Below are 12155 nucleotides of genomic sequence, written 5' to 3'. Positions count from 1 at the left end.
ATATATTTCTATCAACGCAGTTTAATCTTTAAGCTGCGCACCTCAATTTATTGCTGATTTGTATAAGAGCCTATGACCCAACCGACCGCCCTACCTAACACCGCATTTACCCAGCCTGCCGAGTCGCTTGACAGCTTCGCGCCGCGTATTCTCGAGTGGTTCGAGACGCACGGTCGTCACGACTTGCCGTGGCAGCAGCACCAGACCGACACGCCCAATCCTTATATGGTATGGCTCTCTGAGGTCATGCTGCAACAAACGCAGGTAGCGACCGTCTTGCCGTACTTTGCGCGATTTATGGAGAGCTTCCCCACCGTGCAGGATTTGGCGGCGGCGGACTGGGATGCGGTCGCAGAGCATTGGGCGGGGCTGGGCTATTACGCGCGCGCACGCAATTTGCACAAAGGCGCAAAGCAGCTGGTAGCAGTCATCAATGAGACAGGCAACTTTCCGCAGACGGTTGACGGCTGGCAAGCCATTGCGGGTGTCGGTCCGTCAACCGCAGGCGCGATTGTGGCGATGGGCTTGCACGGTTACGGCGTCATCTGTGATGGTAACGTCAAGCGGGTGCTGACGCGCTGGGCGGGCATTGATGGCGACATTACTAAGAGTGCCACCGACAAGGTATTGTGGGCATTGGCAACGCGCCTGACCCCGCGCGCGCACTCAGGGCGCTTTGCCCAAGGCATGATGGATATGGGCGCGACGCTCTGTATCCGCCGCAAGCCTGCCTGCCTGCTCTGCCCATTACAAGCCGACTGCATCGCGCACGCGCAAGGACGCGAGACCGACTACCCTGTCAAAGCAAAAAAACAAGCCAAACCGAGCAAATTTAGCAAAGCATTACTGCTGCAAAATCCAGCGGGCGAGCTGCTGTGGCTACAGCGCCCTGACAATGGTATTTGGGGTGGGTTGTGGAGCTTGCCTTTAGCCTTTGAGCAAAAAACGCAAGGCAAAAAAGTGCTAAGCGTGGCAACTGAGGACAAGGCGTTTGAGGCAGAGTACTCGACCGCCGAGCAAATCATTGATACGTGGTTAAAGAAAAATAAGGTGGTTGATGCAAATCAGCCAATGGACGCGCCAGCCGCTATTAAGCATTCCTTGACGCATTTTCATTGGTTCTTAACGCCGCATATACAGCGCGTGGATAGCAAAGACGCTCAAGCGTTGAGTGACATGCTCAAGGCAGCGGACGTGCGCTTTGTGTGGCAAACGGTGGACGTGGCAACCGCGCTTAGCCTACCGCGCGCGATGGTCAAGATTTTAGACAGCGGCGCGGCAGAATAGCGGGAGAAAGACAGCGTATTACGCCAATGTGGTCTGTGATGGCTGCGGCATACGCAGACGCATCAGCCCTTCTTGCTGCACGGTGGCGATAAGTTTGCCCGCTTGCCAAAACTGCCCATGGTTCAGTCCTTTGGCATTTGAGGTGGTATCGCTCCACATGTCGTACAGCAACCAATCGTTCAAATCAAAGTCGCGGTGAAAGTGCATCGAGTGGTCGATACTCGCCGCCTGCAACCCTTTGGTCATAAAGCTGATGCCGTGCGACATCAAGCCTGTACCCACCAAATAAAAATCCGAAGCAAAAGCAAGCAGCGCCTGCTGAATGGCAATCGGCTGCGCGCCCAGCTCATGGATGCGTATCCAGTTGGCTTGCTTGGGCTTCATCGGCTCAGGGCTGATAGGGTCGCGCGGCTGCACAGGCTTAATCTCGACATGACGGCGACGCATAAAGCGCGCTTTTAGGCTGTCAGGCACGCCCTCGACGTAGTTTTGTTTCAGCTCTTGTTCACTGAGTAAATCTTCAGGCGGCGGATAAACAGGCATGCGCTCTTGGTAATCAAGCCCCTCTTCCATTGGAGAAAATGACGCAATCATCGAGAATATCACCTGCTCGACCGCCTCGCCATCAGAGCCTGTCTTATACTGTACAGCCGTCACTTCACGCGCCGACAGACTGCGACCATCGCGCAGGCGGCGTACTTGATAGATGACGGGCTGACGGATATCACCACCGCGCAAAAAGTAGCCATGCAACGAATGACAAGGCTTGTCTGTCTCTAGCGTGTGCGCCGCTGCCATCACAGCTTGCGCCAGCACCTGCCCGCCAAAGATACGCGCACCGACGTAATCATAACTTTGACCTTCAAAAACATCGGTGGCGATTTCTGTCAGCGTGACCGTTTGCAATAATTGGTCAATAAGGGTGGTATTATCAGACATGACGGCAAGTCTCCTCGGTGATTATAGTGACCACTGTGCCTGACAACGTCCATATCATGGGGCGTCGGGTCGCGTTTGCCATGGCGTATCTATGTACCCCATGCGTGCTATGAATGAATAGTTAACTTAAACTACATAAACATCAATGCGCTCTAAAAGAGCGAAATTATATTACCCAATATCCCACGCCTTGACCAGTCAATCACCAATAATTGTGTAAGATTAATCTGACTCTTGCGCCCATGGACAATGACGGCATGATATGAAGCAAACATCAGCACACAAACTACAGGCAAAAAAATGAGACACCCGCAGGCATCTCATAATAATGGATTAACTGATATGTCAGGCTTATGGCTTGACAGCGACCAGCACACGGATAGAATCGGGCACCAAAGACAGCTGCTCAAGTGCTTGCATGCCTTGGGCTTGAAGCTGCTCTAGACGCTCAATCTCTTCAGGACGTACGTTGGGATTGATGCTTTGCAAGTGCTGCAAGCGTTTAATCTCACGCGACCACTGTTGACCAAAGCGCTCTTTGGCAGTATGGCTGATGTCTGCCAGTTGTGCTTGGGCGATGCGCTCGGCATCGTGGTAGCGGCTTTCAATCACTTCACCGCGCACTTTGACGACTTGGCGCGCACGGTTTTTGTCCAAGCGCTCAATGTGCGGCAAAATCATCTCACTGCTGATGCGCTCAGACAAGTCGCCGCCTTGCTCACTGATAAACACGCGCAGATGCTGTTTTGGCAGCATGGCTGGCAAGTTCAAGAGCTTAGGCGCGATGGCCTCTATGCGAAAATTCACTTCGAGCAGTACCATGCCTTGTGGTACAGCAGCGCTTTTGAGCATCGCCACCGCCGTATTACCAAAGGTGCTGGCACTCGCCATCTCATAAATGGCGCGCATGAGCGGATGCTCATGGGTGACAAAGTCCATGTCCTCACGCATCAATGCCTGCTGACGGTCAAAGGTCAAGGTCATACCCTCTTCATCCAGCGGCAAGCCCTCGATATATTCATTGGCTTGGGCGCTATCAATAGGCGCGAGAATCCATGAGCCGTCACGCTGCACGCTGTGGTCGATGTTGGCGGATGCCAAAAAGCGCTCGACAAACTGCGGCAATAGGTTTTTGTCATCAAAGTCATGCATCGCTGCGGCAATACGTGACGCCACACGCGGACGGCACGAGTTGTACTCAAGCAGACGGTCGCGCCCAGCTTGCAACTGCGCCTCTAGCCCCAGACGCGTCGCTTGCGCCTCTTCAATCAGCTGTTCTAGCGCTATGCGATTGTCAGGCGTGTCCGCGCCTTCGAGTAGTGGCTTTAAATCCACAATAAACTGCTCTTGCACCGTTTGCGCGGTGGGCGAAATTTGATTAAAGATATTTAGGGCATCGGCGTACCATAGGTACAAACGCTCTTGCGCCGTCCCTTCAACATAAGGCACGTGCAAGGTGATTTGCTGCGTCTGTCCGATACGGTCAAGACGACCGATGCGCTGCTCTAGCGTGTCAGGGTTGGCAGGCAAGTCCCACAGTATCAGCTGGCTGGCAAACTGAAAGTTGCGCCCCTCTGAGCCAATCTCAGAACACAGCAGAATCTGCGCCCCCTCTCTATCGGCAAAAAACGCCGCCGCTTGGTCACGCTCAAGCAGGCTCATCTGCTCGGTAAAGATGGCGGTTTTGATGCCAGCATGCAGACGAAGTACGGCCTCTAAGCTCTCAACCGTCGCACCACTGCGCGCGATGAGCAGCACTTTGTCATGCTTGAGCGCCCCTTTTAGGGTATCGATCAGCCACGGCACGCGCGGGTCGTCCTCGAGCCAGCCACCATCGGGCTGGTTTTCTTCGCCCCACAGCTGCTCGCGCAACTTGCCTGTGGTCTGATAGCTGCCGACCCACGATTCAGGCAAAGGCAACGGATGCGGCTCGCTGCGGCGTCCATAAAAGCCCTGCACGCTCTCGCGGGTGTTGCGATACAGCACGCGACCTGTGCCATGACGGTCAAGCAGCTCGTTTAGCGCATAGGTGCGCAGCTTGTCATCATCATTGATACTGGCAAGCTCGCTGTCATCCATGCCAAGCAAATGGCTCAGCGCCGAGATTTGCCCTTGGCTTAATGGCTTGTCTTCAATCAAAACGCCAGCGACCGCAGCGGTTTCGGCAAAAGCATCTTGCGATGCAATAAAGTCGTCCAAATCATCAAAGCGGTTGGCGTCCAATAAGCGCAAACGGGCAAAGTGACTTTGCGCGCCCAGCTGCTCTGGCGTTGCGGTCAATAGCATGACCCCAGGCGTCTCTTCAGCAAAATCGGCGACCAAGTCATACTTATCATTGCCGCCTTGCGCCTCATCCCAATGCAAATGATGCGCCTCATCGACGACCAATAAGTCAAAGCCTGCATCCATCGCCTGCTCGTACAAGTCATGATGGTCAAGTAAAAGGTCCATACCCGCGATGATGCACTGTTCGGTCAAGAACACGTTTTGTTCAGGGTCGTGCTCTTTAATCGCTGCCGTACGCACCAAGTCAAAGAGCGCAAAGTTCAAATTAAAGCGGCGACGCAGCTCAATCATCCACTGATACTGCAAGCTGTCTGGCACCAAGATAAGCACGCGGGTCGCCTTACCCGTCAACAGCTGCTGATGGATAATCAGACCTGCCTCAATGGTCTTACCGAGTCCCACTTCGTCCGCCAGCAGTACACGCGGGGCAATACGCTTGCCTACCTCATGCGCGATATACAGCTGATGCTCGATGATGTCGACACGAGCGCCCATCAAGCCTTTGAGCGGGTGACCTGCCAGTGCCGCTTGCATACGCAGCAAGTCTTGGCGCAGCTCGTACCAGTCGCCACGCTCAATGCGACCTGCCAGCAGGCGCTCAAGGGGCTTGGCAAGGGTGATGTTCGCCGCAAGGCGCGTCTCCATAATGCCCTTATCGTTGCCATCGACGCTGTATTTTAAAACGCCCATGACCTCTTCAACCCCTGTCACGGTGTAGCTGTTACCAGATTGGTCGCTGATGCTGTCACCGACCTTAAAGACCACGCGCGATAGCGGCGCGGAGTTTTGTGCGTAGACGCGGGTTTCTTCACTTTGTGGAAACAAGATATGTACGCAGCGGTCATCCACATCAATGACCACGCCCAAGCCGAGTTCAGACTCAGTATCAGAGAGGTAGCGTTGACCAACAGCGAATTGGGTACTGTGCAATGCAGCGGCAGAGATAGTCATAAGGCGATGTCTTTTGTACTTAGATGAAAAATAAGAGGGTCATGGTAGCACAGTCATCAGAGTGCACGTACCGCGCCCGCTAGAACGTACCGTCACAGCGGCGACGTAAGGATTGTCGTGTTGATGACCGATAACACCGATTGAGCGATGTGTATCACCAAAACCGTCATTATATAACGTTAGCGGCTAGATGCGTATGCTAAGTTCATTTTTCAAGTCATTGCGCAAAGTCTGTGTAAGACGGTAAATCAAAGCGGCAAGCTGTTTGCTTTTTGTCAGGGCGTGCGCGGCACACAAAAATCGTGTTACATTATTTTTTATGAGTCACTGATTCACTTAGCCACCCACCCCTATCCATCATAATCATCAAAGGTCACACTATGCGCGCTGTATTTTTAGATAGAGGCACGTTCTCAGACGATATCGATTTGCCGCAGCCTGAGGGCGTCACCGATTACCAAGTGTTCGAGGACACCCCGCAAGACACCGATACCCTCATTGAGCGCTGCAAAGACGCGGACATCATCATCACCAACAAGGTCAAATTAGACAAAGACGTCATCGACAGCCTACCCACGCTCAAGCTGATTCAGCTGACCGCAACAGGGATGAACAATGTCGATAGTGATGCATGTGCGGCAAATGACGTGGCGCTATATAATGTGGCAGGCTACGCAGTCAAAAGCGTGCCTGAGCATACCTTTATGCTGATGCTCGCCGCCATGCGCAGCGCGCTGCATTATCATAATAAAGTCGCAGACGGCAGCTGGGCAGCGGATGGCAATTTTTGCTTATTGGACGTGCCGCTGCTTGATTTAGAAGACCGCACGCTCGGCATCATCGGTGTCGGCACGATTGGCAAGCGCGTCACCGAGATTGCCCGCGCCTTTGGCATGACCGTGCTGTGGGCAGAGCATGCAGGACGCGAGCCGCGCAGCAGCGACTATACCGACTTTGATACCGTGCTGGCACAGTCGGACGTGATTAGTCTGCATTGCCCATTGACCGATGCCACCGAACAGCTGATTGATGCCGATACCATTAATAAAATGCAACAGCGCCCGCTTATCGTCAATGTCGCGCGCGGCGGTGTGGTAGACGCAGGCGCAATCGTCGATGCGATTGATAATGACAAAATCTTAGGCTACGCAAGCGATGTCTTTGCCCAAGAGCCGATTGCCAGCGACTACCCGCTACACCGCGTCGCGCAGCACCCACGCGTCATCTTTAGCCCGCACAACGCATGGGGCAGCAAGGCGGCGCAGCTGAACCTATGGGACACCTTATGTACGCAGGTTAATGACTTTATTAATAAACGCTAGCACACGTCCTAAACGCGGGACGGCGCTGACTGTTTAAAGCTGTTCAAAACGGTACAGGGCTTTCCCAATCCATCCACGCGCCCAAGACAGGATGCTTGAGGCGCAGCTGGTGCGCGTGCAGGTTGAGACGCGGTGCAATGGCAAGCGCGGTATCGGTTGCATAAATCGGGTCGCCAATCATCACATGCCCCACATGCACCATATGCACGCGCAGCTGATGGCTACGTCCCGTTACAGGCTTGAGCGCCACGCGCGTCACCCACTCGCCCGCGCACTGTTCGTGCCCCAGCACCTCATACAAGGTCAAGGCGTGCTTTTTCCATTCGGTGTCCACGATATGGCGCGGCTTGGTGGCAGGCTCATAGCGTACAGGCACATTAATCTCGCCCTTATCTCCCACCGACAGCCATTTGCCCATCACACGCGCGGCGTACTGCTTTTGCGGCAAGCGCTCAATAAACTGCTTGCTGATATGCGTTTGCGCGGCAGGGTTTTTGGCAAAAATCATCAGACCCGAGGTGTCCATATCCAGCCGATGTATCAGCTTGACCTCAGGATTGGCACGCTCAAGGCGCGACAACAGGCTGACCTTGAGCGATTTGCCATTGACGCTCAGTAGCCCTGCAGGTTTGTCCACCACCCAAATGTCGTCGTCTTCATAGACGGTAATCGACTGGGCAAAGTCCTTAAAAAAATCGATGCTATAACGCGCCTCAGCAGCGTTTAATAAGGCAACATCCTCGTCAGTAATCGGCATAACACAGCAACTTATATCAAAGAATGACCACGCGCGAACGGCGCCTTGGCTGGTAAGCGCGTGGTCATTGGTTTTACTCATAATCATGGTTAAGTATTTTAACACGTCAGCCTCTGCCATCCGCGCAGAAACGTGCTAATATGATGGCACATTTTTATCCGTTTAAGGTCATTTTACTGCCATAAAGCCCACAAATAGGGCTCGGTGATACCTTAAATGGCACGACAAGAGAGAACAATTATGTCAGACCTTATTGTAAACACCACAGACAGCGATTTTGATGCCGACGTATTGCAATCTGATGTGCCTGTATTGGTAGATTTCTGGGCAGCTTGGTGCGGCCCATGTAAAGCCATCGCCCCTGTACTAGAAGACCTAGCCGACGAGTACCAAGGCAAAGTTAAAGTCGTTAAAGTTGACGTGGACAACCACCCACAATCAGCGAGCCGCTTTGGTATCCGTAACATCCCAACCCTATTCGTCTTTAAAAATGGCGAAAAAGTGGACTCTGTGGTCGGTCTGCAATCAAAAGCAGAATTGGCGAAAGTCCTTGATAAGCATGTATAAATAAGGTTTTGAGCACTTCTATTGTGCTCACTATCCCCACCATGTAGTGCCGAATTGGTCATTATCTGCACAAAATAATGACCAATTTTGTTTTTTTGCCTGCAAAACACCGATTATGTGCATTTTTTAGTGAAAATAATTGACAATAGAAGCTCTAAAACCGTATAGTCTGCTCACAAGAACAGCATAACTGCGTTCTTAGGCGTTTGAGCGCCATTCTCCTCGTGTTTATCAACACAAAACACAATTACTTTATTGAACGCAATTACTGATACTGAGTTTTTATCAAAAACTCTTATGTAGCCCCTCATCATTATTTTGTCTCCCCTGCCGCATGACCATACGGCTGGTGACAAGTGCTACATAGCAATCAACTCTGTGCACACACCTATTGCGATAGCATCGCTGCATTTATCCATGGCATAGGTTGTGCTGCTAACGGCAGTCCTCACCTGATCAACCGCTAATGACTTATCTATGAATTTAACTGAATTAAAGAAAAAATCAATCGCAGAGCTATTGGCAATCGCCAAAGAAATGGGTCTTGATAACATGGCGCGTAGCCGTAAGCAGGACATCATCTTTGCTATCTTAAAAACCCATGCCCGTAACGGCGAAGCCATCTATGGTGATGGGGTACTTGAGGTACTACCAGACGGTTTTGGTTTTCTGCGCTCCTCAGAAGGCTCGTATTTGGCAGGTCCTGACGACATCTATGTCAGCCCAAGCCAAATCCGCCGCTTTAATCTAAAAACGGGCGACAGTATCGCAGGTACGATTCGCCCGCCAAAAGATTCTGAGCGTTATTTTGCGCTGCTAAAAGTCGGTGAGATTAACTTTGATACCCCAGACCGCTCACGTCACAAGCTGATTTTTGAGAACTTAACCCCGCTATTCCCCACCGAGCAGCTCAAATTGGAAGTCGGCAACGGCACCACCGAAGACTTAACGGGACGTATGATTGACTTAATCGCCCCTATCGGTAAAGGTCAGCGCTCTATCATCGTCGCCCCGCCAAAAGCAGGTAAAACCGTTCTCCTACAGACCATCGCCCAGTCCATCACGCGCAACAATCCAGAATGTTACCTTATCGTCCTTTTGATTGATGAGCGTCCTGAAGAAGTGACCGAGATGGTGCGTACTGTACGCGGTGAAGTGGTCGCCTCAACCTTTGATGAGCCGCCACAGCGCCACGTTCAGGTGGCTGAGATGGTCATCGAAAAAGCCAAGCGTCTGGTCGAGCACAAGCAAGACGTGGTGATTTTGCTCGACTCTATTACCCGCCTTGCCCGCGCTTACAACACCGTCATTCCGTCCTCAGGCAAAGTACTGACGGGTGGTCTCGACGCCAATGCGCTTGAGCGTCCAAAGCGCTTTTTTGGTGCCGCGCGTAACGTTGAAGAAGGCGGCAGCTTGACCATCATCTCGACCGCGCTTATCGACACGGGCAGCAAGATGGACAGCGTGATTTTTGAAGAGTTCAAAGGCACAGGTAACCAAGAGATTACCCTTGAGCGTGATTTGGCAGAAAAGCGCGTCTTCCCTGCCATCAACATCAAAAAATCAGGCACGCGCCGCGAAGAGCGTCTGCTCGATGAAGACACCCTGCGTAAAGTTTGGATTCTGCGCAAACTCTTGCAGCCGATGGATGGCGTACAAGCCACCGAGTTCTTGCTGGATCGCTTAAAAGAAGCGAAAACCAATGATGACTTCTTTGAGCAAATGAAGCGCAAATCACAGAATTAAAGCGCCCACTATTGGCTTAAAACAGCGTTTATTGGTGTTTTAAGCCTCGCTTGTATATCGTCTTATTCTGCTCTGCATTGTTCTGCATATCATCCGTTTATTACGGCAATCACAGCAAAACGACGCATCTATTGACTCAATCATTGTTCATTTTATCGATAATCAAAGACTGCCTCATGGGTGGTCTTTTTTTGTCTATACTATTTTTATTTGCGTACCTATGTTTAAATACGGCACGTTTGGGCGCGAATAGCTAAGAACAGCGCACGGATGCTAGGTAGCGACATCACGCGCCAACCCAAGAATCACGTAAGAAAGCGTTACCTATGATACACAGCGGAAACATCAATTACATAGCATTTGCAAAGATTAGCGTTTTTACTACGTCTGCCTGATGCGCTCTGCTTTATGATGAGGACAAGATGATAATGCTTATTTAGATCATTTGCTCTTTTCAGACGTTATTTTAATGTCTTTTTGGTTTTAAAGTTTGTTTTTTATTCATGCAAAAATATTTTTAAAACTCTTTTATTTAAAATCTATTTTTGCAAACAAACTTTATTGCGACAAATTTAAAAACAGTCATGTATCTTTTTATTTGATGTGCGCCATTTAGGGTACAAAGATATCTGTCATTATACATCGTGTATTTCAACATCCATGACACATATAGGTGAGACTATGAAATTTGCCAAAACTATCGCGATGACGGCCATTACCAGTGCAGCTTTGGTAATGACAGGGTGTAACTCTGCAGGCTATAACAGCGGCCTTAGCAACACCACAAAAGGCGCCGCCGCAGGCGCAGCAGCTGGTGCATTGATTAAGAGCAAAGGCGACAGCAAAGATATCGCACGCGGTGCATTGGCAGGTGCAGCGATTGGTGGTGCTGGCGGCTATGTGATTGACCACAGCAACTGATAAAGCGCTCTATTATGGGGCAAAGCGATGATAGAATGCTTTAATATTAGCGATGATTGTGTATCATCGCTATATCGTTTATTGAGTAAGCAAAGCATGTAATAACGCTTAATCCCATAATTGCGTGACCTATAAAAAAAGCCTACAGCATGCTGTAGGCTTTTTTGCGTTGGTAGAGGGATATATTGCACTTGCACCATATATCATTTATAAGCTTCTATATATGCTATCTATCCCATATCGGCGCGCAGCTTATAGATACCTTTATTGTCATATCCATAAGCCGCGTGCTGACAGATAATTACAAGCGATTGCCAAAGGTGTCGCACGATTGGACATCGCCGCTTTGTAAACCACGTGTAAACCACTCTACGCGCTGCTGACTGGTGCCGTGCGTAAAGTTGTCTGGAGATACCGCGCCGCCGCTGGCCTGTGCCAAACGGTCATCGCCAATTTGACTGGCAGCATTGATTGCCTCGTCAATATCACCTGATTCCAAAAAGTTCACGCGCTCTTGGTTGCGATTTGCCCAAACGCCAGCAAAACAGTCGGCCTGTAGCTCTTGCAATACCGACAGGCGGTTGCCTTCAGCGCGACTGGCAGTCTGGCGCACTTGGTTGACCTGCTGTGAGATACCCAGCAATGTCTGTACATGGTGACCGACTTCGTGCGCGATGACATAAGCCTGTGCAAAATCGCCTGCCTTACCTTGGTTTTCGGCATCGCCTGAGCCTTGCTGATCGCCTGAGATGCCCAGTTTTTGGCGCATTTCAGCAAAAAAGCTGGTATCTAAATAGACGGTCTTATCCCCTGGGCAATAAAAAGGCCCTGTCGCTGAGGATGCTGACCCACAAGCCGAGTTGATACGGTTATTAAACAGCACCAGTTGCGGTTCTTCATACGTTAAATTGTTTTGCTGAAAAATCTGATGCCAGACTTCTTCTGTGTCCGCCAATACCACTCTAACAAACTGCGTATCACGGTCGTTTGCCGTGGCGACTTCTGTCTCACTGCTACCGCCGCCACCCGCGATCACTTGACCCGTTTGCAGAGCCGTCATCGGATTGACACCGAATACCAGCCACAGAATACCTGCGATAACAATCCCGCCGATACCACCCCCTAAAAGCTTGCCACCCCCTGTGCTGCTGCGCACATTATCGCTGCCACGTCTGCCTTGCCATTTCATAACTCTCTCCTCTACTTACTTTTTATTATAATGTCAGTTATCGCTTGTTTTTCTCTTAAATAAAAATGATTCTTTATCTCATTTATCTACTAAGCCGCCTAACGAACCCATAGGCATTGTGCTGCGCCTTTTTATACGACATTAGCGATATTTTAAATATCCTTTTGTTATCAATTCGTTATTTTACTGT

The 12155-nt window shown here is 50.8% G+C and carries 9 protein-coding genes; 5 read left to right on the top strand and 4 right to left on the bottom strand.

Annotated elements, in window-relative coordinates; translation table 11 throughout:
• Window positions 1–72 precede the first annotated feature (72 nt).
• Entirely contained in the window at window positions 73–1287 is a 1215-nt protein-coding gene (gene mutY / locus JMW05_RS07420) for an A/G-specific adenine glycosylase (RefSeq protein WP_201504683.1), read from the top strand.
• Window positions 1288–1305: 18 nt separating this feature from the next.
• Here the strand turns inward: mutY and JMW05_RS07415 are convergent, their stop codons facing one another.
• Both JMW05_RS07415 and rapA read right to left on the bottom strand, forming a co-directional pair.
• The gene (locus tag JMW05_RS07415; protein ID WP_201504682.1) at window positions 1306–2226 is read right to left on the bottom strand and encodes an acyl-CoA thioesterase; all 921 of its coding nucleotides are present in this window, start codon (window positions 2224–2226) and stop codon (window positions 1306–1308) included.
• Between the two features lie 351 nt (window positions 2227–2577).
• On the bottom strand, window positions 2578–5463 hold the full coding sequence (gene rapA / locus JMW05_RS07410; protein WP_201504681.1) for an RNA polymerase-associated protein RapA: 2886 nt from the start codon (window positions 5461–5463) through the stop codon (window positions 2578–2580).
• A 380-nt stretch (window positions 5464–5843) separates the two neighbouring features.
• On the opposite strand from rapA, the gene JMW05_RS07405 reads away from it, so the two are divergent.
• Window positions 5844–6785 carry a D-2-hydroxyacid dehydrogenase gene (locus JMW05_RS07405; protein WP_201504680.1) on the top strand — a complete coding sequence of 314 codons (942 nt, stop codon included), beginning with the start codon at window positions 5844–5846 and terminating at the stop codon, window positions 6783–6785.
• Between the two features lie 43 nt (window positions 6786–6828).
• Here JMW05_RS07405 and JMW05_RS07400 read toward each other — a convergent pair whose 3' ends face one another.
• On the bottom strand, window positions 6829–7542 hold the full coding sequence (locus tag JMW05_RS07400) for an RluA family pseudouridine synthase (RefSeq protein WP_201504679.1): 714 nt from the start codon (window positions 7540–7542) through the stop codon (window positions 6829–6831).
• Between the two features lie 240 nt (window positions 7543–7782).
• Between JMW05_RS07400 and trxA the strand changes: the two genes are divergently transcribed.
• The 3 genes from trxA (at window position 7783) to JMW05_RS07385 (ending at window position 10776) form a co-directional block, all read left to right on the top strand.
• The gene (gene trxA / locus JMW05_RS07395) at window positions 7783–8109 is read left to right on the top strand and encodes a thioredoxin (RefSeq protein ID WP_201504678.1); all 327 of its coding nucleotides are present in this window, start codon (window positions 7783–7785) and stop codon (window positions 8107–8109) included.
• Window positions 8110–8586: 477 nt separating this feature from the next.
• Window positions 8587–9855 (top strand): transcription termination factor Rho, encoded by a 1269-nt coding sequence (rho, locus tag JMW05_RS07390; protein ID WP_201504677.1) that lies wholly within the window; start codon window positions 8587–8589, stop codon window positions 9853–9855.
• 681 nt (window positions 9856–10536) lie between these two features.
• Window positions 10537–10776, top strand: a complete 240-nt coding sequence (locus tag JMW05_RS07385; RefSeq protein ID WP_201504676.1) for a glycine zipper 2TM domain-containing protein — start codon at window positions 10537–10539, stop codon at window positions 10774–10776.
• Between the two features lie 301 nt (window positions 10777–11077).
• Here the strand turns inward: JMW05_RS07385 and ypfJ are convergent, their stop codons facing one another.
• Complete coding sequence (gene ypfJ, locus JMW05_RS07380; protein WP_201504675.1) at window positions 11078–11965, bottom strand: KPN_02809 family neutral zinc metallopeptidase; 888 nt, start codon at window positions 11963–11965, stop codon at window positions 11078–11080.
• Window positions 11966–12155: the final 190 nt, after the last annotated feature.

Origin of the sequence: Psychrobacter aestuarii (assembly GCF_904846035.1) — a bacterium.
Lineage (GTDB): Bacteria > Pseudomonadota > Gammaproteobacteria > Pseudomonadales > Moraxellaceae > Psychrobacter > Psychrobacter aestuarii.
The sequence above is the reverse complement of the archived record's forward strand: the minus strand, read 5'-3'. Positions and strand labels throughout refer to the sequence as shown.

Excerpts from the sequence above, each read along its gene's own strand:
- mutY (WP_201504683.1), top strand. The coding sequence starts at position 73 with ATGACCCAACCGACCGCCCTACCTAACACCGCATTTACCCAGCCTGCC.
- JMW05_RS07400 (WP_201504679.1), bottom strand. The coding sequence starts at position 7,542 with ATGCCGATTACTGACGAGGATGTTGCCTTATTAAACGCTGCTGAGGCG.
- rapA (WP_201504681.1), bottom strand. The coding sequence starts at position 5,463 with ATGACTATCTCTGCCGCTGCATTGCACAGTACCCAATTCGCTGTTGGT.
- JMW05_RS07415 (WP_201504682.1), bottom strand. The coding sequence starts at position 2,226 with ATGTCTGATAATACCACCCTTATTGACCAATTATTGCAAACGGTCACG.
- trxA (WP_201504678.1), top strand. The coding sequence starts at position 7,783 with ATGTCAGACCTTATTGTAAACACCACAGACAGCGATTTTGATGCCGAC.
- rho (WP_201504677.1), top strand. The coding sequence starts at position 8,587 with ATGAATTTAACTGAATTAAAGAAAAAATCAATCGCAGAGCTATTGGCA.
- ypfJ (WP_201504675.1), bottom strand. The coding sequence starts at position 11,965 with ATGAAATGGCAAGGCAGACGTGGCAGCGATAATGTGCGCAGCAGCACA.
- JMW05_RS07385 (WP_201504676.1), top strand. The coding sequence starts at position 10,537 with ATGAAATTTGCCAAAACTATCGCGATGACGGCCATTACCAGTGCAGCT.
- JMW05_RS07405 (WP_201504680.1), top strand. The coding sequence starts at position 5,844 with ATGCGCGCTGTATTTTTAGATAGAGGCACGTTCTCAGACGATATCGAT.